The 19,840-nt window shown below is 53.2% G+C and carries 20 protein-coding genes; 13 read left to right on the top strand and 7 right to left on the bottom strand.

Translation table 11 applies throughout. From position 1 onward, the window contains the following. Positions 1-79: 79 nt before the first annotated feature. The 5 genes from BMW84_RS05535 (at position 80) to glp (ending at position 3,574) form a co-directional block, all read left to right on the top strand. On the top strand, positions 80-490 hold the full coding sequence (locus BMW84_RS05535) for a DUF350 domain-containing protein (protein ID WP_091068098.1): 411 nt from the start codon (positions 80-82) through the stop codon (positions 488-490). A gap of 17 nt (positions 491-507) precedes the next feature. Beyond that, positions 508-1,011, top strand: coding sequence for a DUF4178 domain-containing protein (locus BMW84_RS05530; protein ID WP_091065310.1), 504 nt, complete (start codon positions 508-510; stop codon positions 1,009-1,011). Positions 1,012-1,256: 245 nt separating this feature from the next. Next, positions 1,257-1,586: an ArsR/SmtB family transcription factor gene (locus BMW84_RS05525; RefSeq protein WP_091065308.1), complete on the top strand. Its 330-nt coding sequence runs from the start codon at positions 1,257-1,259 to the stop codon at positions 1,584-1,586. 57 nt (positions 1,587-1,643) lie between these two features. Further along, positions 1,644-2,153, top strand: coding sequence for an SRPBCC domain-containing protein (locus BMW84_RS05520; protein ID WP_091065305.1), 510 nt, complete (start codon positions 1,644-1,646; stop codon positions 2,151-2,153). A gap of 143 nt (positions 2,154-2,296) precedes the next feature. After that, the gene (glp, locus tag BMW84_RS05515; protein ID WP_091065304.1) at positions 2,297-3,574 is read left to right on the top strand and encodes a molybdopterin molybdotransferase MoeA; all 1,278 of its coding nucleotides are present in this window, start codon (positions 2,297-2,299) and stop codon (positions 3,572-3,574) included. Positions 3,575-4,271: 697 nt separating this feature from the next. Here the strand turns inward: glp and BMW84_RS05510 are convergent. Further along, positions 4,272-5,267, bottom strand: a complete 996-nt coding sequence (locus BMW84_RS05510) for a pentapeptide repeat-containing protein (protein ID WP_254772874.1) — start codon at positions 5,265-5,267, stop codon at positions 4,272-4,274. 35 nt (positions 5,268-5,302) lie between these two features. Then, the gene (gene xerS / locus BMW84_RS05505) at positions 5,303-6,385 is read right to left on the bottom strand and encodes a tyrosine recombinase XerS (RefSeq protein WP_091068093.1); all 1,083 of its coding nucleotides are present in this window, start codon (positions 6,383-6,385) and stop codon (positions 5,303-5,305) included. Between the two features lie 157 nt (positions 6,386-6,542). Here xerS and BMW84_RS05500 point away from each other — a divergent pair, with 157 nt between their 5' ends. From BMW84_RS05500 to BMW84_RS05490, 3 genes are all read left to right on the top strand, one after another. Further along, positions 6,543-7,049: a GNAT family N-acetyltransferase gene (locus BMW84_RS05500; protein ID WP_091065302.1), complete on the top strand. Its 507-nt coding sequence runs from the start codon at positions 6,543-6,545 to the stop codon at positions 7,047-7,049. A gap of 73 nt (positions 7,050-7,122) precedes the next feature. Further along, positions 7,123-8,094: a hypothetical protein gene (locus BMW84_RS05495; RefSeq protein WP_091065300.1), complete on the top strand. Its 972-nt coding sequence runs from the start codon at positions 7,123-7,125 to the stop codon at positions 8,092-8,094. A 33-nt stretch (positions 8,095-8,127) separates the two neighbouring features. Continuing rightward, the gene (locus BMW84_RS05490; RefSeq protein ID WP_091065299.1) at positions 8,128-9,237 is read left to right on the top strand and encodes an AbrB family transcriptional regulator; all 1,110 of its coding nucleotides are present in this window, start codon (positions 8,128-8,130) and stop codon (positions 9,235-9,237) included. A gap of 394 nt (positions 9,238-9,631) precedes the next feature. Here BMW84_RS05490 and BMW84_RS05485 read toward each other — a convergent pair whose 3' ends face one another. Further along, the gene (locus BMW84_RS05485) at positions 9,632-10,636 is read right to left on the bottom strand and encodes a Gfo/Idh/MocA family protein (protein ID WP_091065296.1); all 1,005 of its coding nucleotides are present in this window, start codon (positions 10,634-10,636) and stop codon (positions 9,632-9,634) included. Positions 10,637-10,751: 115 nt separating this feature from the next. Between BMW84_RS05485 and BMW84_RS05480 the strand changes: the two genes are divergently transcribed. Then, positions 10,752-11,744 carry a helix-turn-helix transcriptional regulator gene (locus BMW84_RS05480; protein ID WP_091065294.1) on the top strand — a complete coding sequence of 331 codons (993 nt, stop codon included), beginning with the start codon at positions 10,752-10,754 and terminating at the stop codon, positions 11,742-11,744. Positions 11,745-11,871: 127 nt separating this feature from the next. Here BMW84_RS05480 and BMW84_RS05475 read toward each other — a convergent pair whose 3' ends face one another. Next, positions 11,872-13,119 carry an MDR family MFS transporter gene (locus BMW84_RS05475; RefSeq protein WP_091065291.1) on the bottom strand — a complete coding sequence of 416 codons (1,248 nt, stop codon included), beginning with the start codon at positions 13,117-13,119 and terminating at the stop codon, positions 11,872-11,874. A gap of 147 nt (positions 13,120-13,266) precedes the next feature. Here BMW84_RS05475 and BMW84_RS05470 point away from each other — a divergent pair, with 147 nt between their 5' ends. The 3 genes from BMW84_RS05470 to BMW84_RS05460 all read left to right on the top strand — a co-directional run bounded on the left by BMW84_RS05470 (position 13,267) and on the right by BMW84_RS05460 (position 17,236). Further along, complete coding sequence (locus BMW84_RS05470) at positions 13,267-15,087, top strand: ABC transporter substrate-binding protein (RefSeq protein WP_091065289.1); 1,821 nt, start codon at positions 13,267-13,269, stop codon at positions 15,085-15,087. Between the two features lie 85 nt (positions 15,088-15,172). Next, the gene (locus tag BMW84_RS05465) at positions 15,173-16,060 is read left to right on the top strand and encodes an aldo/keto reductase (protein WP_091065287.1); all 888 of its coding nucleotides are present in this window, start codon (positions 15,173-15,175) and stop codon (positions 16,058-16,060) included. A 180-nt stretch (positions 16,061-16,240) separates the two neighbouring features. After that, entirely contained in the window at positions 16,241-17,236 is a 996-nt protein-coding gene (locus BMW84_RS05460) for a cation diffusion facilitator family transporter (RefSeq protein ID WP_091065285.1), read from the top strand. A 63-nt stretch (positions 17,237-17,299) separates the two neighbouring features. Here the strand turns inward: BMW84_RS05460 and BMW84_RS24695 are convergent, their stop codons facing one another. The 3 genes from BMW84_RS24695 to BMW84_RS05450 all read right to left on the bottom strand — a co-directional run bounded on the left by BMW84_RS24695 (position 17,300) and on the right by BMW84_RS05450 (position 18,211). Next, positions 17,300-17,470, bottom strand: a complete 171-nt coding sequence (locus BMW84_RS24695) for a hypothetical protein (RefSeq protein WP_175498685.1) — start codon at positions 17,468-17,470, stop codon at positions 17,300-17,302. Positions 17,471-17,594: 124 nt separating this feature from the next. Next, complete coding sequence (locus BMW84_RS05455; RefSeq protein WP_091065283.1) at positions 17,595-18,011, bottom strand: hypothetical protein; 417 nt, start codon at positions 18,009-18,011, stop codon at positions 17,595-17,597. Beyond that, the gene (locus tag BMW84_RS05450) at positions 18,008-18,211 is read right to left on the bottom strand and encodes a helix-turn-helix transcriptional regulator (RefSeq protein ID WP_091065280.1); all 204 of its coding nucleotides are present in this window, start codon (positions 18,209-18,211) and stop codon (positions 18,008-18,010) included. The genes BMW84_RS05455 and BMW84_RS05450 overlap by 4 nt, the downstream gene beginning before the upstream one ends. Positions 18,212-18,554: 343 nt before the next feature. Here BMW84_RS05450 and BMW84_RS05445 point away from each other — a divergent pair, with 343 nt between their 5' ends. After that, entirely contained in the window at positions 18,555-19,781 is a 1,227-nt protein-coding gene (locus BMW84_RS05445) for an aminotransferase class I/II-fold pyridoxal phosphate-dependent enzyme (RefSeq protein ID WP_254772872.1), read from the top strand. Positions 19,782-19,840 lie beyond the last annotated feature (59 nt).

The raw sequence follows: 19,840 nt of genomic DNA, 5'->3' as shown, positions 1-19,840 counted from the left end.
AGCATATGTGATCGTCCCCTTCGCCTTCTTCATGCCGGTTTCGGGAGCTTAGGGAATCTGAACAAGCGGGGCGATGCTTATGGATACCCATACGCTGCTGTCGATGATCGTCTGGACAGTCAGCGGAAGCGTGCTGCTGGTAGTGCTGATGTTCGTTGATTCACTGTTTACCCGGTACAACGACCTGGAAGAACTAAGAAAGGGCAACTTGGCGGTGACGACCCGCTTTGTGCTCAAGTTAGTATCCCAGGGTTATATTTTATCAAGCTCCATCGCTGCTTCCAGCCGACTGGGGGATGCATTGTTCGTATCGTTCGTATCTTTTTTACTGTTATTTGCGCTTGAGAAGGCAGTACGCCTGCTCCTCGCAGTATGGGGCAGACTGGATCTAGATCACGGCACCCAGCTCGGTAAGGTGGGTTACGGGCTGCTGGCCGGCGCGCTGCATTTGATCGGCGCGCTGATCATCGGTGCCTTTATACAGTCGTAGGAAGGAAGAGGGTTATATTGGGCCTTTTTAAACGGATCGGAAATTTATTTTCCAAACAGGAGGCGCCTGCAGCGCCGAAAAGCATGCTCAGCCTGGCGCCCGGCGACATTTGCGAAGTCTCGCTCGTTACCTACGAGGTGGCCGGACGGACGCAGACGAGCGGAAGAAATGCCGTCGTGCTTACGCTTCGTGACGGGAATGATATCGCTTATCTACATGTCGAGGAACGGGAACAGCTGAAATACAGCCTGTATCGCCCGATCGACGGCAGGCTCGACAATCCGTCGGAAGTTCCGGCTACGCTCGAGCTGGATGATGATACCTATTATCTGGAAGAAGAGTATGAAGGGTATGCTGCTGTGACCGGCCAGACGCCGTTTATGAATGGCGGAGCGCAGCATGTATGGCAGTACCAGTCGGATAACTCGCGGCTGCTCCGCCTCGAATGGCAAAACGGGCGGTTTATGCTGTACGAAGGCGAGCGGATCATTGCCGGCGACGTTCGCGTAATCCGTGCCTGAATCAAGGATGTTCCCGCAGGAAGCGCGGGAACATCCTTTTTTTGTATTTGGTGATAATAAGGGAATCGGTTTGTAGGCGGAAGGATAACCAACGTAGGCAGTTCGTACGATGAAGGTTGCTTTTTAGGGAATTTAAAATTTATTTGCAATATTCTCTTGAAGGAATATTCATAAAGTGGTATATTTGGGGAGCAAAGCCGGATGCAACCGGCAGTGCGAATCCGTAAGGAAAGAAGCATGGAATCATGGATACGGCGATGTTTAGCGCGCTGGCAGAACCGAACCGCTTGCATATAGTGGAGCTCCTGCAGGAAGGTCCGCTGACCGTAGGCGAAGTAGCCGGCCGTCTGGAGCTTAGGCAGCCCCAGGCTTCGAAGCATCTGAAGGTGCTGCTGGAAGCCGGGCTGGTGGATGTCAGGGCCGAAGCCAACAAACGGACCTATCGGCTGAGAGGCGAAGCTTTTCAGGAGCTGGAACAATGGCTGATCATCTGCCGGAGAGGCTGGGAAGCCCGGTTCGACCGCCTGGATGATTATCTTGGACAACTCCAGGCACAGAATCGACCGAAAGATTAGGGCTTGCTGCAGGAAGATCTTATGCAGCAAGTCACTACCCAATGAGGAGTGTGGCTGATGTCGGAGAACACAGTATTCCGCACGGAAGGTCAGGAACTTGTAATGGAGCGTGTATTCCATGCGCCCAGAGAGCTGGTCTTTCAAGCTTTTACCCAGGCAGAGCATTTGAAGCATTGGTGGGGACCGCAGGGCTGGGAGTTGCCTTACTGCACAGTGGATTTGCAGCCCGGCGGCGTATGGCATTACTGCATGAAATGCGTCGATCCTGCTCAAGGGGATTTTTACGGCATGGAATCCTGGGGCAAAGCGGTGTACGAAACAATTGAGGCACCCGAGAAGCTGGGGTACACCGATTATTTTTCCGATGCTGAAGGTACTGTAAATGAGGAGTTGCCTTCCGCCAAAAATGAGCTGACCTTTGTGGAAGAGAATGGAAATACCCGTCTGATCAGCGTTACGCGTTATACTTCCGCCGAGGAGCTGGCCAAGGTGCTGGAAATGGGGATGGAGCAAGGCATCAAGGAGACTTGGGACCGAGCCGAAACTTACTTGCAGACGTTGAAGTGAAAAATAGGCTTGCAGCCGCACGATGAGCGGTAACAGGAATCTTGCACGCAGCTGAGATGTAAAGCTAACGAACTTCGGCTTGTGCCGGAGTTCGTTGTTTTTGTTTTGTATAGATATTGCTTAAGGGTAGAGGAGGAAGGCAGATGAATAATGAGCAAGACTTCAGTCGAGGCAAATTTCAGCGTACAGCGCTGGAGGTAGGCGAAGCGCAGTCCCGTATCATGGCTTTCGCGCATCCGCTCGAGACTGAGACGGTACCGCTGGGGGAGAGCCTTGGGCGGATACTGGCGGAGCCGGCAAGGACTGCGCATCCTTTTCCCGCCTTTAACCGATCGTCCATGGATGGTTATGCGATCATAGCAGACGATACGACAGCACTGGGGGCGAATGATATCCTTTGGCTGGAAGTTATCGAGGAGATTCCTTGCGGAACAGTTGCGCAGAAAAGAGTGGAATCCGGCACCGCCGCAAGGATCATGACCGGCGCGCAGCTTCCGGAAGGCGCCGATGCCGTGGTTATGCTGGAGGCGACGGAAGGCAAAATAGCGGACGGCCAACGTTTTATTGGGCTGCGCAAACCAGTATCAGTAGGGCAAAACATTACGCCACGTGGACTGGAGCTCCAGCAGGATGAAGAAGTGCTGCCGGCCGGCAGATTAATCGGCGCGGGCGAGATTGCCGTTCTGGCCGCACTGGGCAAAGCTCGAGTGCAGGTACGCCGGCGTCCGAAGGTGGCCATCTTTGCTACCGGCTCCGAACTCCTGGATGTGGACGAGCCGCTCCAGCCGGGCAAGATCCGTAACAGCAACTCGCCGATGCTTGAAGCGCTGGTGCGCCAAGCCGGAGGAGAGCCGGTGCTGCTGGGCGCAGTCGCCGATGATCTGGAGCTGGCGCGCAGCAAAGTGCAGATGGCGCTGGAGCATTATGATCTTGTAGTAACCACAGGGGGCGTATCCGTGGGAGACTATGACATTATGGGCGATCTCGTCCGCGAGCGCAGCGGCGAGATGCTGTTCAACAAAGTGGCGATGCGCCCGGGAAGCGTAACGACGGCAGCTGTACGGGCAGGGAAACTGCTGTTTGCCTTGTCAGGGAACCCCGGAGCCTGCTTCGTCGGCTTTCAGCTCTTCGTCCGCCCGGCGATGGGCAAGATGCTTGGCGCAACGCAGCCCTTTTTGCCGCAGTGGATGGCCGTATTGGGCGAGGATTACACGAAAACCAACAATTTCACCCGGTTTATGCGCGCCCGCTTGGAGTTCCATCATGGCATGCTGCACGCTTATCCCGCCGGAGTCGATGAGTCTTCGGTCACCGTCACTATCAAGGACAGCGACTGCCTGATCATTGTCCCTTCCGAAACCGTTAAACTGGATGCGGGCGCGAGGGTGGATATTTTGAAGCTGCCGGGCGAGTTTTACTAATTATTGCAGGTTCAGGAGACCGAAAGTCAAGCGAGATAGGCGGTGTGCCTCGGCGGCTGGATTAGAAGGATAATATCCCACTATTTTGTTTCGTAACTTCGGGTTTAAGTATTAGAGGGAAAACCTCCCCTTAATTTTGGCGTATTCCTCGTATTTGAGGGTATGTATCGAATTAGGGGGACGTTTTCCCTTTATTCTAGAGAATGTTGGATTTTTGAGCGGAATAGAGGGACAATATCCCACTAACTTTTCTAACCAACTTTCAATATATGAAAAATTCACAACTATGGAACCGAACTTTTGCGGGCATACCCGCGAATTTGATTTGGTCCTTTGAATTTTGAAAAGGCAGGCTTCAAGCAAGTAGGATTCGTAGAACGAGAGAACGTAAAGACACCGAAGAGAGACCACAATATATTATAGGAAGATCGTAAAAACATCTAGATAAACTTTGCTTAGTACCCCACGATCACTTACCACCAATTTTCAACACATGAAAAATTCACAATAAAGACAGCATTTTTCATTCCCTTTATCGTATGCTCCAGTTCTTTATAACCTCGTTAAAAAGGCTGGCATGAACAGAATTTTACACAAGGAAGCCGCCTGTCCTAATAATGTATTTCAGGACAAGCGGCGAGCGAAATGGTATTTTGCAATGAAGCTCAATACATAAGCCATGGTAGACAAGAGAGATCTATATCGTTTGTTTTCCCGCCCAATGACCCGGACGGGAGAGATGTTGCGGCAGTTTCGTCGCCGCATCGCCGATCGCCGCGTTGACCTGGAACGGGGTCAAATAGAGGCTGTCGGTCAGATCGGCTCCGCGCAGATCTGTATCGCGGAAATCTGCGCCGATCAGATCGGCATGGCGCAGATCGGCTCCGCGCAGGTCCGCGGCGATCAGCAGCGCGCCGCGGAGGCTCGCTGCGCGCAGGTCCGCGCCGCGCAGCCTGGCGCCCAGCAGATCGGCGCCCCGCTCGCCGATCTTGCGGGGCTGCCGCGGCGCGCCCAGCTCGCGCCGCGCCCGTTCCCGAACGAGCCTGCTGACCTGCAGCAGCAGCTCGTTCGCTTCGGCGCGCTGGACGCCGATGTCCAGCGCCAGCAGCTGACCCGGCCGCAGGCGGGTCAGCCCGTCCACGCGCCGCGCTGCAGCTTCCAGCGCGGGCCAAAGCGGCTGCGCGGCCGTACGGCGCAGCCCCTCGGCCAAATACCACAGCAGCTCATGCAGATGGCGCATCACCGGAAAAACCGCGAACATCTCCTTCGCGGTTTCCGGGGCCTGGCGCCAATCTTGCCCGCCGTAGGTGAGCTGCGAGACCTTTTGGCCGGCCCCGAAGCATTCGTACACCGTGCAGCCGCGGTAACCGCGTTCGCGCAGCGACGTGTGAATGCCGCAGCGAAAATCGCTGCGCAGGTTGGGGCAGGGCTGGCCGGCTGCTTTGTCGGCCGCGAAATCGGCCGAAGCTCCGAAAGGCAGCGCCGCGCAGCACAATCCGAAGCATGACGCACAATCGGACGTCAGTTCATTCAGGCTCCAGCCGTGTGCATCAATCGCGGTATCGGTCTCCAGCTTTTTGGCCTCCCGGTCGGGTGAGAAGGAGCCGGTGTTCTTTGGATCATAACCTGCTGAAATCTCGTTCAAAGCATAAACCTCCATACAAAGCTTTTTGCGCACAATCATATTTTTCATATACCAAGCCTCGGCATTTCATAACTCTTCTAGCCTCAACTCTCCATGCGGCGCTCAATCGCCTCGGACATCGTCTTATCCGTCAAGTGAGCGTACACCTCCGTAGTTTCCGTCGAAGCGTGTCCGAGCTGTTCTTTGGTTTTGTAGATATCGTTCTGCAGGTAATAGTCGGTCGCGAAGGAGTGGCGCAGCTTATGCACCGTTAAATACGGCTTGCCGAACCGTTTGGCGTATTTGATGATCATCTCCTGGATAGCCCGTTTGGTCATACGCGCGCCTTCCGTGCTGCCGTTTTTAAGGGCGATGAACAACGCCTTTTCCCGTTTCGGCGTCTTGTAGCGGGTGGTTCGCAGGCTGAGATACTGGGCCAGATCGTCCTTGGCCTGCTCGCGGAAATACACCGGCGTCTTGAACGTCTCGTCGTTGTTGCCTTTACGGGAGACATACAGCAGCTTGTTGTTCAGATCCAGATCATCGACATTCATATTGACGACTTCCGACACCCGCAGTCCCGAATTAAGGATCAGGCTGGCAATGCAGGCATCCCGTTCGCGGTTTTGCAAATGAGCGTGATAAGCCTGTTTGTTGCCTTCGACATCATGGCCGTAGCCTTCATAAATATAGCCGACGAACTCCAGAAGCTCCTCTTCCTCAAGGATTTTGCCCTTCAGCTTGGCTGCGGTATCTTTGGGTTTGTGGATGCGTTTAATCTCCACCTTGGCCATCACATTGCGTTTAAGGAGTGGATAGAAATTTTCGTCTTCGGCGATCTGGCTTAAATAATGAAAAAGCGAGCGCAGCGCGGACAGCTTGCGGGACACGGTCACCCGGCTGTTCGTGCCTTCGCTTCGGGTTGTCAAATAGAGGCGGTAGCCGACGATGCTGTCCATCCGGAGCTGCTCCAGCTCCAGCAAGGTGATCTTCTGGTTGCTCTCTGCGGCCGACAAGCCCTCGCCGCGCAGCCAGCCGAAAAAAGATTCATAGTCCCGCACATATTCAAGCAGCGTGGAAGGCGACAGATCGGGTCTTTTGTAATCGATAAACTGCTGGACGAACCACGGCATAAGCGGGAGTTTCTCGTCCAAATGCCGGCGGTCGCTGATTTTCTGGATGCTGATCGTATTCACCTGCTTTCCTGAATGGCAAAGTTAACCTGTCTTTTATTTTACCATGATTGTTCTGTTAAGGGGGAGAGCGGAGAGACGCAACCTTGCCGCACCGGAAGCAAAGTTATAAAATGTGATATAAACGCTTGAACGACAGAGGTGAACAAACATGGAACTTGGACTCGAACTCGTGCCGAAAGATCAAAGACAGACGATTCACCGGCTGATGCAATTTTACTTATACGACTTCACCCGTTATCTGGAGCTCGACGTCGACAGTGACGGGAAGTTCCCCTCCTACCCGGGGCTGGATTCCTATTGGAACAGCGGCAACAACAAGTTCGCTTATTTGTTTACCGCGGATGGTCATATCGCCGGCTTTGCCCTCGTGGACCGGCTGCTGCGCAGTCCGGAAGGGGATTATTATATGACCGAATTTTTTGTGCTGCAAAAATACCGCCGCTGCGGCGTCGGCACCTGGGCCGCCCACCGGCTCTTCGATATGTTTCCGGGAGATTGGAAGGTTTCGCAGATCCGCGCCAATGCGCCAGCCCGCGCCTTTTGGCACCGGGTCATCGGCAGTTATACCGGCGGCGAGTTTAAGGAGCGCTTTAATTCGAAACAAGGCAATCCGAGTCAGTATTTCAGTACATTGAATATTAACAACATTAATTAAAAGAAAAAAGGCTCCAAATCCGGCTCGCAACTTTCACGGTTTTCCAGCGTCTGGATATCCGGAGGGATGAGCGATGTTTATTTATAAAAAAACGATGCTTCGCCGCTGCGCCATGACCGGCTTGGCGGCCATAAGCTTATGGATAGCCGGTTGCGAGAATGCCGGTACGGGAGGGATGACTGCTGGAGCCCCCGCGGCTTCACCTGTATTAACGGCAGTGCCTGAAGTCAACCTGGTTTCTGTATTCACCGGCGGCATTCCGGAATATGACGGGAGCGGGCGCGAGTTTGAAGTGGGGGGCGAATACGTAAAGACGGACTATTCCACCCATTTGACGTTGCCGCTCGGTATCTTCAAACCGGTAAACATGGAACGATATGCGCTAGAAGGCGGAACGGCCTGGGGACCGGCAGACAAACTCAATTATTTGGCGATTCTACCGGGCGCAGGAGCTGCGGAGGAGGAGGGGGAGCTGGTCAGAGACTCGGCTTCAAGTATGGCCCAATACAAAGAATATCGGGGTACTGTCCGGGATATTGAGGGAACGGTCGATGTGTTTACCTTCGAGGTGAAGGGCGAAGCCTACCGGGCGAAGATCCGGACAACGCCTGATCAGCAGGACAGGCTCCAGCCGGTCTTTGTATCCATGCTTGGCGAGCTGCAGTATATGGAGAAAAAGCCGCCCATTGAGCCAGGCATCTTTTTCAAGCTGCCGCCAAACGGCGGGGACAAGGATCGCAGCCAGATTTATAAGGAGATCCTGACAGCCCTTCAGGCCATTGTCGATCATGATCACGACCGGCTCAAAACCACGATGTACTCGGAAGGGGCTGCCGAATACCTTGGGCATTTTGCCGACAATATCGCGGAATACCGCTTTACGGAAATGAGCGTGGGCCGGGATCCGGCAGGTGACCGCAAAACGGCCATTGTCTATGTCGGGTACACCCGCATGGATAAGGAAGGTTATATCGACGAACGCAGTGTAGGCATTGCGCTGATCCGGAACAAACAAGGGCTTTTTAAAATTGCAGATATTGATTGAAGCAATGCTGCTCTAGGAAAGAAGGAACGTTTGGTGGCTAGTTCTACGCAAGGAATACGGCCGGGATTTCGTCTGTTGATTACGTTTGGGACCGCGGCTGCCGGAGGTTTGTTATTCATGTTCATTGCGCTTCCGGTGCCGTGGCTGCTTGGGCCTATGGTGGGGGTGCTGATCGGGTCGAATATCGCAAAGCGGTATTACAGCTGGCCGGGCATTGTGCGCAACGGGGGAATGATCGTCGTAGGCTATACCATCGGAATCTCGCTTACGGCGACGGCGCTGCGGGAGATCGGTCGCCAGCTTCCGGCCATGCTGCTGATGACGGCGCTGCTGCTTGTTTTTTGCGCTGGAATTGCATTTATCGTCTCGAAAATATCAGGCGTAAACTATAGAACCGTTCTGCTTGGCAGTATTCCGGGCGGACTCACGCAAATGGTGCTGCTGGCGGAAGAGATGGAGGACATCAACATCACGATTGTGACTGTCATCCAGGTGATCCGGCTCATGATGATCATTATCTGCGTTCCACTGCTGATCTTCAGTCCTCTGTTTGCTGGCCAGCCGGCTGCCGAAGAGTTTTATGATCCGGCTTCCGCATCTGTTTCGGCCTCCTGGGCAGGGTTATTTCCTAATATCTTCTTTTTTGCGGCTGCCTGCATAGCGGCTGGAATACTTGGGCAAAAAATCAAATTTCCAACCGCCTATTTGCTGGGTCCGGCCATTATTGCTGCGATTCTCCAGCTTTTCGGCCTGCAAGCTCCGGTGCTGCCAGCGATTCTGCTGAATGCGGCCCAGCTCGCCATCGGCGTATTTGTCGGACTGCTGCTCGATCCGCGCAAGCTGAGCCATAAGTGGATGACTTTGTCGCTTGCGGTCGGCAGCGGGATGGTACTCCTTGGCGGAGCTTATGCACTCAGTTATTTGTTTGCTGCATTCGAGTCGGTGGGAGCTTCTACGGCACTGCTCAGCCTCGCTCCAGGCGGTATGGACCAGATGAGCCTGATCGCCCATGAGGTAGGCGCAGATTTGCCGACGGTAGCTGGGTTTCAAATTTTTCGTACGTTTTTTATCTTTTTTGCGGTGCCGCCGCTGTTCAAATTGATTTTTCGGGAGAAAAAAACAGAGAGCTCGGCTATTAGTTGACGAAAAATATATTATGTAAACCAGAAAAAGTTATATGCCTATGCTCAATTCAAAGGGAGGAAAGCCACATCCATAAAAACAGTGAGCGACTGATCAGCCTCGTTCAGGAAGTAAGAGAGACTTAAAAGTGAAGACTTGTCCGTGAGAGATGAGTTGCGTTTTTTATTTGCCCCTACGGGAACACTTCAGGAAATATCTATTGATAGTGGATGGGGCTACGAATTTATAGAATTATCCAAATTGTTCGATTCTTTGATTTAATTTTTATAAGTTTGCAATGGCAAAAACGGCGGCGATCGGGCTCTCTTCTGATTACCGCCGTTTTTATGTATTCTATTCATAAATTTCATCATACGAAAAATTCATAATAATCATATCCAATTCGCTCCTTAATTCATCTTTCCCAACAACAACTATTACTCTCCTCACTAACTTGTTCATTCGAAAAAGCAGGATTATAAATCAACCTTGCTCTCGTTGCAATCGCCATATTCATGGCTTTCAGCGCATGGTCCAACGACAAAACGGAGGGTTCGCCGGTTTCGATACAGAGCAGTGCGTATTCGAGCGTCAGCGCATAGGGATCCGCCGCGTTTAAATGGATTTGACGTTTTCCGCCTGGGCCATGCTCGACAAGAGCAGCCTCGATTTTTCCGTTTTCAAAACTGCTTTCGTCATAAACAAGCTTGGCATGTTCGAAGTAAGCCTCATACCCGATTGTAAAAGGATAAGTGTCCGGCATCGCCGAGGAGACGACAATTTCAGCGGAAATCGCGGTTTCGGGGCATACGAAAGATGCCTGAACCAGCGAACGGTCGCCTGCAACGACCTTTGTGCCATGAACAGCTGTGATCTCCGGTTCCTTCAACAGCCAACAAACGAGATCCAGCTCGTGAATCATCAGATTCGTGGTGATGCGTTCCAGCCCCAAATCCCCCCAGAGCGGGGCGGTTTCTCTCCGCAGGGCTAAATGCAGCAGTCTGCCGTAACGGCCGGAGTGGACGGCGTCAATCAAGTAACGGTAGGCGGGATCGAATTTGATAAATTGGTTCACCTGAACGCTTTTTCCAGTCTGGACTTGAACCTTCTGCATGGTGATGCCGTCTGCAGCTTCCAGGCATACCGGTGTTTCACAGAAAACATCCTTTCCGGCCTGCAGCGCCAAGGATGCGTACTTCGTGTGCAGATCGGAGGGCAGACAGATGTCGATTACCTGGATCTGCGGATCGTTGATTAAGGCCTCGGCAGATTCCGCAATGTTTACCCCGAGCTCTTCTTTTAGCTTCAGCAGCTTGTCCGCCTGTCTTCCCCAGATCGTTACGCTTTCCACTAACTCCATATTTTTTAACAACTTTGCATGGTAGCTTCCAAAATTTGTGCCTAAAATACCAATATGCATAGCGCTTTCACCTCTATTTCGGATATAATCCATCATAAAGCAGAAACGTTGACAGCTGTCTGGCAACAATAAACGGAGCCTCGCAGCCCAATTTCTGAATGATCGGGGTGAATCTATGCGGCTACACCGGCTAATCGCCATTCTTTTACTGATTGAATCGCGGGGGAAAATGAGAGCCCATGATTTGGCGGAAGCACTGGAGACCTCCGTGCGTTCCATTTACCGGGACATTGACGTGCTGGCGGAGGCGGGAATTCCGCTGGTGTCCAGCCCCGGCCGCAACGGCGGCATCCGGCTGATGGAAGGTTATACGGCCAATTTGCGGCAGATTCATGGGGAAGAAGCAGTTCAGTTGTTCCTTACCGGCATGGGGATGCCCTTAAACGGAAGCGGCGAATCTGGAATCAAGCTGAAGAATGCACTGCTTAAGCTGGAACAAACGCTTCCGGAAGCTTATCAGAAGGACATTCGCAAAGCCCGGCGGGGATTTTATTATGACGATACGCCTTGGTGGCAGGAGCCAGCGACATTATACGGACTGGATATTCTTCGGACCGCGGTATGGCGGTCACAGAAGCTGAAGGTCGAATACCGCAAAAGCAATGGGAGTGTGTCGGAGCGGATCCTGTCTCCATACGGGCTGGTCTTCATTCAGGGTGACTGGTACATGGTGGCTTATTGCGAGACCGCAGACGATTTGCGGAATTTCAAATGCTGCCGGATGATCCATGCTGCGTTGACGGATGTTACGTTTATGGTTCCGGAAAGCTTCTCCTTAAAACATTACTGGCAGGAGCAAAAGCATCTATTCAAGCAGCAGCGAAGGGCAGCGGAGCAATATCCGGTCGTGCTTCGGACAGCGGCTGCACATCGCGCCGAGCTTACGGAGTACCTTGAGATAATGAGCGTTAAACAAGAGGGAAACTTCGCTCAAGTTACGGCCAACCTGTACAGCTTCGAAGAGGCATGCCGTATGATATTTGGTTTGCCCGGTCATCCGGAGGTTCTGGAACCCCCTGAATTGAGAGAGTACGTTATCCGCAAAATCGATGCCATGCAGAAGGTGTATGCTTTCCATCCAATGGAGACAACATCAACCCACTTTTAGAAGTATACATAATTTATATTATGTAAACCTACGAATAAACAATAACAATAATACACTTCATATAAACAAAAACAGCCCGCTGCGGAAATTCGCCGAGGGGCTGTTGCGTTGGCTAGATTGTGGTCTGTTATAGATTAGCGTTTTGCAATTTGCCTGAAGCAGTGCCGGCTGCTTCCTTGATTCTAAGACGTTTATGACCGAGCACCAGGAAGGGGAGACCGATCGCCGTAATCAATGCAAGCGGGATAAAGACGGCAGGGCCGTTGCTGGCCGTGTAGCGGTCAAGCAGCATGCCCCCGATTACCGGGGCCAGCACGTTGCCGAGGCCGTTGAAGCCCATCGTACCGAAATAAGTGCCTTTCCACTCGGGCTTGGCGATCCGGTCGATCAGCATGTCGGTCATCGTAAACATCAGTACCTCGCCAATGGTGAAGAGGACGACGCTGAACATCATGAGCGGAACTCCGCCCGCGGCGCCGAACAGCAGCATACTGCTTGCCACGCAGAGATTGCCTGTGATTAGCGAAACGACCGGCGGAAATTTGCTGAAGGTGCGTACAATCGGATACTGGACGATCAGTACCGTAACCGCGTTCAGGGAGATCATATACGAGAAAAGTCGGCTGCCATTAGTGAACTGTGGGCTTTGTGCCAAATATTGCGCCAATGTGGAATCAAAGATACCATAGCCGAGCACGCAGAAGATCATACCGAGCAGAATAGGCATGAAGACGCGGTCTTTACCGGTAACACTGATGGCGGTGCGAAGCCTCGGCGCTTCGGCCACAACCCGTTTAGGCAAATTGGCACGATGCACGGCAAACTGCCGGACAAGCACCAGCCCGTACACAATGTAGACGACGCCGGCAATGGCGAACGGGAACAGTGACTTAGCGGAGCTCAGCTGAAAACCGATGATCGGCCCGAATACGACGCCCAGATTAATTGCCGCGTAGCGTAAATTAAACACCAGAAGCTTTTTCTCCGGCGGGGTGATGTCCGAGAGCAATGCCCGGGAAGTCGGCTCAAAAAACGAGCGGCATACGCCGTTCAGCGTATTGACGATAAAGAAGACCCAGACATGCTGAGCTGCGGCAAAACCGAAAAACACCGCCGCCCAGCCGAACACCGCGATCAGCATGACGATTTTTCGCCCGATTTTATCGGAAATGTATCCGCCATGAAAACTGATCAGCACGCCGGCCAGAGAACTGACTGCGACGGTAAAACCTGCTTCGATATGGCTTGCGCCAAGCATTTTGGTCAAGTAAATCGACAGGAACGGAATGCTCATGGAGGTGACCATCCGTCCGAACAATGTCCCGATGATGATCGTCCAGGCCATCGGATGAATGTGTTGCAGATGCTTTTTCATTGCCAGTTGGGTCTCCTAATCCTCTTGCAAAATTGTAAATTGCCATTCACGCCGCGGCAACACATAGGTATAATTGTAAGTATAAAAGGGGGAAATAAAAGTGTAAGGTTTCTCCTGAGCTTTTCACCTTTAAAGGAGCGTTTCGCTATGGACCAAACAACGGCTCATTATCTGCGTTTAACTGCCGCACTGAATACGCCTGTTCAGATTCATGAACCGATCCCCGTTACGATCGGAGGTTTGTCCGATATTCTATTCTGCACGCAGCGGAACGTGAAGTTTATCCTGCGCCGGCTGGAGGAGAAGCGACTGATCGACTGGCAACCGGGCCGCGGACGCGGGCATACCTCGGAGCTCACATTCCTGCGCAGCATCGAGGAGGTGCTCGAGAGCAACCTGCAGGAGCTGATTGCCGCCGGGCGTATCCGGCAGGGCATTGAACTGATCGGGCTTCCGGAAGTGAGCGGCCCGCTCAAGGAGCGTTTGCTTGCCTTGCTCAACAAGCAGATGGGTTATCACAGCGAAGAGGAGTCGACCTCCGGCCTCGATATTTTGCGCATCACCCGTAACCGTCACAACGAGAAGCTGGACCCGGCCTTCGTCTACCGTGCTTTCGAGGCGTACCTGATCGGACAATTGTGCAGCACGCTTGTCTCCTACGATACCGTGCATGACGTCTTTCTTCCCGGTCTGGCGCATATGTGGGAAGCGAACAAGGACTGCACCAGCTACATGTTTTATCTGCGCAAAGGCGTAAGGTTTCATCATGGCCGGGTGATGACCGCAAGGGATGTTAAAGAAACGGTCCAGCGCCTAATCGATATACAGAGCTCTGCTCTGTGGCATCTGCGCGACCTTAAGCAGGTGGAGGTGCTTGGCGACCACCGCATCCGCTTTGATCTGCACCGGCCGAATCATTTTTTCCTGCACCTGCTTAGCAGCGTCGATATGTCGATCATTCCGTACGATCTGGATTTTCAAACAGAGCCATGCGGAACCGGACCGTATCGTTTGCTAAAAATGAACGAGGATGTCATGGTGCTTGCCGCTTTTGACGACTATTACGGCATCCGGCCGCTGCTTGACCGCGTGGAGATCTGGTATTTGCCGCCGTACGAGAACATCAGCGAACGGATGTATCAGCTGCCGGGCTGTGAACCGGCCTATGCGCCGGGAGATGAAACCAACACGAGTATGGACTATTCGGCGCTCGGCTGCCGATATATTATTGCAAATTTCCATAAGCCGGGGAAACACCATTCTCCGCTGCTGCGCGAAACGCTCGGCCTGCTGTATCATCCGGTAGCCCTGATTCGCGAATTGGGCGGGAACCGCGCTACGCCGGCAAGCAGCTTCCTGCCATGGATGAGCCGGAGCCGGCAATGGAAGGAGCCGTTGCTATCCGACGCGCAAGCGCTGCTAGAGCAGAGCGGGTATCAGGGAGAAGAGTTGATTTTGGCCTACCCGCTGCGCAAGGAAGATCATGAGGAAGCCGAGTGGCTGCATAAGCGTGCGGACCAAATCGGATTAAAGCTCCGGCTGCTTCCATACACGGACTTCGATGAAGCTTGGATCCGAAAAGAAAGTGATCTGCTGATCGCCGAGGAGGTGCTGGAGGATGACTGGCAGTGGGGGCTGTTGAACTATTTGGTCAACGAATCGAACTTTCTGCATGCCTGCCTGCTGGAGGAACAGCGCGGCATGCTGCATGAGCTCGTCAAGGATGCAACCACGCTGCCGGCGCCGGAACGGATTGCTCTTCTGGAGCATACTGAATCGGTCATGCGCGATAACCGCTGGCTGCTGTATGGCTGCCACATGAACAAAACGGCGCTGCTGAGCCAAAGCCTGTTCGGTGTGCATACCGGGCCGTTTGGTTTTCTCGACATCTCCAAGGTCTGGATCAAGTCGAGTTTTCCGGAAGCTTCGTCCGGGGAGAAGAGAACCCTGCCGGCCCCGCACGCCTGACGTTTCCTTTTCCCGCCAAAGGGTATATTGTATAAGATGTGCGAACTATCCCTAGCGAAAGCGCTACTAAAGGAGGCAGCTCTCTTTGGAAAAACGCAAATACGGCAATACAGACATGGAAGTCAGTGTTCTTGGCTTTGGAGGCGCGGAAATCGGTGGCTCGGACCAGAAGACCGTCGACCGCTTACTCGGAAGCGCGGTAGATGCCGGACTCAATCTGATTGATACGGCGGAATGCTACGGCAACAGCGAAGAGCTCATCGGCAAAACGCTGGGATCGCGGCGCAAAGATTATTACCTGTTCACGAAATGCGGACATGCCGCCGGCTTGGATTATCCGGATTGGGATCTCGTTCTGCTTGAAAAAAGCATCGACCGCAGCTTGAAACGGCTGCAAACCGATTACGTGGACATGATCCACCTGCATAGCTGCCGCGAAGAAGTGCTGCGCGACGGCGGCGTAATCGAGGTGCTACAGCGGGCCAAGGAAGCGGGGAAAACGCGGTATATCGGCTATAGCGGTGATCGCAAAGATGCGCTGTATGCGGTGCAAACCGGAGTATTCGACAGCCTGGAGATTTCGGTCAACATCGCCGACCAGGAAGCCATTGACCTGACGCTCGGCGAAGCGATCAAGCGGAACATGGGCGTAACCGCCAAGCGGCCGATCGCCAATGCGGCCTGGATGTTCGAGACGATGGATGAGCGCGCGTATCCTTTTGTATACTGGAACCGCCTGCGCGACCTGCAGTACGGGTTCTTTTCCGATCCGCAGCAAGGCGTCGGGACGGCGCTGCGCTTTACGCTTAGCACACCCGGGGTGCATACGGCCATTGTCGGAACAAAGAATCCCGAACGCTGGCAGCAAAACGCCGCGCTGCTCTCCCAAGGAGCGCTGCCAACCGAACAATATGAAGAAATCCGCAGCATTTGGCGGGGAACCGCCGGTGTGGATTGGGTGGGCCAAACCTGAGCGGAAGATCGCGAGGGGTTTATTACCCGCATGAAATCATACAAGGGCAGGCGCCGCTATGCGGTGCTTGCTCTTTTTACATCCAAAAGGTTCGGCAACAAAGTGATAGAAGTTCGCCTTTCGAGGTTAAGTAAAAACATAGGAACCGGAAAGTGACGCGTAAGGAGGCACCAGCGACCTATGGCAGAGGAGAAGGAAAGTCTCGCAAGCTTAATCCGAAAAGGCAACAAATCTTCCGGCTCGGCGGCCGTCGGCAATGCCGGGATTTCAGTGGTTAAAGGGATCGCTTTCGCCCTCACCGGCAGCGGCTCGATGTTCGCGACCATGATGCATTCGATCGCCGACACGATCAATCAAATCTTTGTTTTTACCGGCAGCGTGCTGGCCGAGAAAAAGCCGACCCGCCGATTTCCCGACGGCTTTGGCCGGGTGATCAATATTTTTTGCATGGTGGCGGTGATTGTCGTTACCGTGATGGCGTACGAAACGATTCTGGAGGGCTTTCACCTGATTAAGCATCCCACAGACGCTTCGGGAGGGTACTGGATCAATGTGATCGTACTTCTGTTGTCCATCGCGGCAGACGGCTTTGTCTGGACCAAAGCCATGAAGGAAGTGCTGCATGAGGCGCATGTGGAAGCGAAGGGGCTTAAGAAGTTTACCGTTTCCCTGAAAAATGTCGGCCGCGCCGCGCCGCCGACCCGGCTCGTCTATTATGAGGATCTCGTCGCCACGACCGGGGGCACGCTGGCCATGATCGCCGTACTCGTCACGGCATTTACCGATTTCCATCTGCTGGACGGCGTGTCCAGCATCCTGATCGGCTTCATGATGGTCGGCGTCGCCTTCCGCGTCGGGTTCGACAATATGGTCGGCCTGATCGGCGTCGCTGCGCCGCCGGAGATCGAACGCCGCGTCGCGGATATAATTTTCAACGACCCGTATGTTACGGACATTTATCAGATGCGCATTTTGCAGGAGGGCCGGTATTATCATGTCGAGGGTTTGATCGAACTGAAACGGGGCTTGTCGCTGGCGGATGCCGACGACATCAAATTCAAGGTCAAAGACAAGCTGATGAGCGATCCGCATATCTCGGATGTGACGCTCGGCATTATCGAGGACAACGGTGTCCGCAATTATGTGCCGCAGGAGGAGCTTACGGAGTATAGTTAACGACATTCACTTTGTGGGAATTAAAAAGGCATCCGCTTCAGGGATGCCTTTTTGCTGTACGCATTACACCGCAGCCTGCTTACCGTCGCATTTTTTACAGACATTCAGTTTTTCGCCGGCAGCGTCTTTTCCGAGATAAAGCAGCTTGATGCGGGTGCTGCCGCAGATCGGACAGGTGCCTCTGGCCCGCGAAGGCATGCGCCACAGCGCTTTGCCGCGTTTATTTTTGGACATGGATATTCCCACCTTCACTTGTAATACCCTATCCTATGCCTGGCCTAGGCAGAGCATTCTTTTTTCGCGCGGAAAAAAGTATACAAGCTGTACAGGGGGAACTAACCCTTGAGAACGAATGAGCTTACATATTCTTTTGGTATTTGAAGATCAGGTAACTGCTCATAAAATGATAGATTAGGAAGACGATCACCACAGCCAGGGTAACCCATAACGGAGCAGAGATCAAAATGGTAATGTACGCAACGGCCATGATCAGCCACTGCGTAAAATCGCCGGCCTTCGCTTTGGCCTGATTACGGATAATCGTATTCCGTTCATCGTGGTAATCGATCGAGGCTTGCTTTTCAAGCTTGGGATTCCTGCGCACGGCACGAAGCATTAATAATTTAGAGATGCTAAACCCGACCGAGCTGGCGCCGATGCCAATGAAAGTACCGGATAGAGGCTTTAAGTCATCCCCTTGTATGAAGAAACTCGCGGATATTGCACAAACTCCGATAATCAGCAATGCAATATAAAATGCCTTCGAACGTTTCATTCCTTTTCCTCCTCATAGATAAAAATTTCTTCAACGGACAGATTGAAAAAACGGGCTAGTTTAAATGCCAAGATGATGGAAGGGTTGTATCTTCCATTTTCGAGCGAGCCAATCGTCTGTCTGGACACTTCCAAAGCTGCCGCAAGCTCTTCCTGCTTGATGCCATGCTGTTTTCGGATTTCTTCAAGTCTGTTTTTCAAAAGATCACCTCTCATTGAGCGATGGAAAGTTTGCTTTCCATAACTAAAATAGCACTATTTGCTCCCAATGTAAAGCCTGCTTTCCATAAATCAGATGATGCTATAATTCTTCGCGAAAAGGGGCTATTTATGCTCTGAAAAAATAGCGTATAACATAAATTATACGCTGTTTTAGTTTTAAGGGGATTTTCGGAGGTTCATCGGGCAGGTTTACGTCTCTTTGGACTGCGAATATATATGATTTCTGGAAATTTTATGATTTCCCCCTGATCTTCAAGTTGCCGGTCACATTCATTGCGTCCATGCTATAATGATTGAAAAAAAACAAGTGGAGGGTTTGCATTTGAATGTGAGCGGACTAGGCAAGCGCTGGAGATCGGACAAGTTGTCCCATCTCGGTTCATCGATATTTGCGGAAGTGGAAAGCTGGAAGGCAGAAGCCAGACAATCCGGGCATGCGGTTATTGATCTGGGGATCGGCAGTCCGGATCAGCCGCCTGCACCGGAAATCCGCCGGGCGTTAAGCGAGGCAATGCTGCGGGAGGACAGTTATGGGTACCCGGTCTCCAAAGGAAGCCGGGCATTCCGGGAAAAGTCAGCGGAGTGGATGTCATGGCGGTTTGGCGTGGAGATCGATCCGGAGGAAGAATTGACCCTGCTCATGGGCTCGCAGGACGGACTGGCGCATCTGGCTATGGCGGTGTGCAATCCCGGCGATCTGGCCATCGTGCCTGATCCGGGGTATCCGATTTATTCGGCCTCGCTCGCGATTGCCGGCGTCCGCGCATGGCCGCTGCCGCTGCTGGCAGACAATCAATTTGTTCCTGACTTGGACAGCATTCCGGAAGCGGTATGGCAGGAAGCCAAATTTATACTGCTGAGCTTTCCGGGGAATCCGATCGCGGCCGTTGCCGATTTGGCCTATTTCGAGAAGCTGATTGCCTTGGCACGGCACTGGAACGTGCTGGTAATTCACGATCTGGCATATTCGGAGATGGGCTTCGCCGGGTATCGTCCTCCGAGCATTTTGCAGGTCGACGGCGCGAAGGAGCAGGCGGTGGAATTCCATTCCTTCTCGAAAAGCTTCAATATGGCCGGCTGCCGGATCGGCTTTCTGGCCGGCAACCGCGAAGCGGTTGGGGCGATGCGCGAGCTGAAAGGGAACATCGACTACGGGGTATTCGAGCCGATCCAGGAGGCGGCGGTTATTGCGCTGGAGCGTGCGATGGCCGCCGGGCCGGAAGCCGGCGTCGCCTGGCGGTATGAGCAGCGCCGCGATTTGTTTATTGCGGCGCTGGAGCGGGAAGGGTGGCGCGTGCCGAAGCCCAGCGCCACCATGTTTATCTGGGCGCCGCTGCCGGAAGGCTGCGGCGTGCCCGGTGCTGCCGGCAGCTCGCGCGCGTTTGCACAGGAGCTATTGCTGGGAACCGGCGTCGCCGTCATTCCGGGCGACGCATTCGGCGTGCAAGGCGAAGGTTTCGTCCGCATGGCGCTGGTCGAGCAGGAGGCGACGCTGCTGGAGGCGGCGCGGCGGATTGGGGATTTTTTGAAGAACAAGCATGCTAGGTAACATAATTAATATTATGTAAACAAATGATCGTAGAATGATGCATAGGGGTATTTAAAATC

Origin of the sequence: Paenibacillus sp. NFR01, assembly GCF_900111565.1 — a bacterium.
In the GTDB taxonomy this organism is placed as follows: Bacteria; Bacillota; Bacilli; order Paenibacillales; family Paenibacillaceae; genus Paenibacillus_AQ.
The sequence above is the reverse complement of the archived record's forward strand: the minus strand, read 5'-3'. Positions and strand labels throughout refer to the sequence as shown.

What these genes read in the sequence shown, in the direction of transcription:
- BMW84_RS05535 (WP_091068098.1), top strand. Translation starts at nt 80, where the DNA reads ATGGATACCCATACGCTGCTGTCGATGATCGTCTGGACAGTCAGCGGA.
- BMW84_RS05525 (WP_091065308.1), top strand. Translation starts at nt 1,257, where the DNA reads ATGGATACGGCGATGTTTAGCGCGCTGGCAGAACCGAACCGCTTGCAT.
- BMW84_RS05520 (WP_091065305.1), top strand. Translation starts at nt 1,644, where the DNA reads ATGTCGGAGAACACAGTATTCCGCACGGAAGGTCAGGAACTTGTAATG.
- glp (WP_091065304.1), top strand. Translation starts at nt 2,297, where the DNA reads ATGAATAATGAGCAAGACTTCAGTCGAGGCAAATTTCAGCGTACAGCG.
- BMW84_RS05510 (WP_254772874.1), bottom strand. Translation starts at nt 5,267, where the DNA reads ATGAAAAATATGATTGTGCGCAAAAAGCTTTGTATGGAGGTTTATGCT.
- BMW84_RS05500 (WP_091065302.1), top strand. Translation starts at nt 6,543, where the DNA reads ATGGAACTTGGACTCGAACTCGTGCCGAAAGATCAAAGACAGACGATT.
- BMW84_RS05495 (WP_091065300.1), top strand. Translation starts at nt 7,123, where the DNA reads ATGTTTATTTATAAAAAAACGATGCTTCGCCGCTGCGCCATGACCGGC.
- BMW84_RS05485 (WP_091065296.1), bottom strand. Translation starts at nt 10,636, where the DNA reads ATGCATATTGGTATTTTAGGCACAAATTTTGGAAGCTACCATGCAAAG.
- BMW84_RS05480 (WP_091065294.1), top strand. Translation starts at nt 10,752, where the DNA reads ATGCGGCTACACCGGCTAATCGCCATTCTTTTACTGATTGAATCGCGG.
- BMW84_RS05475 (WP_091065291.1), bottom strand. Translation starts at nt 13,119, where the DNA reads ATGAAAAAGCATCTGCAACACATTCATCCGATGGCCTGGACGATCATC.
- BMW84_RS05470 (WP_091065289.1), top strand. Translation starts at nt 13,267, where the DNA reads ATGGACCAAACAACGGCTCATTATCTGCGTTTAACTGCCGCACTGAAT.
- BMW84_RS05460 (WP_091065285.1), top strand. Translation starts at nt 16,241, where the DNA reads ATGGCAGAGGAGAAGGAAAGTCTCGCAAGCTTAATCCGAAAAGGCAAC.
- BMW84_RS24695 (WP_175498685.1), bottom strand. Translation starts at nt 17,470, where the DNA reads ATGTCCAAAAATAAACGCGGCAAAGCGCTGTGGCGCATGCCTTCGCGG.
- BMW84_RS05455 (WP_091065283.1), bottom strand. Translation starts at nt 18,011, where the DNA reads ATGAAACGTTCGAAGGCATTTTATATTGCATTGCTGATTATCGGAGTT.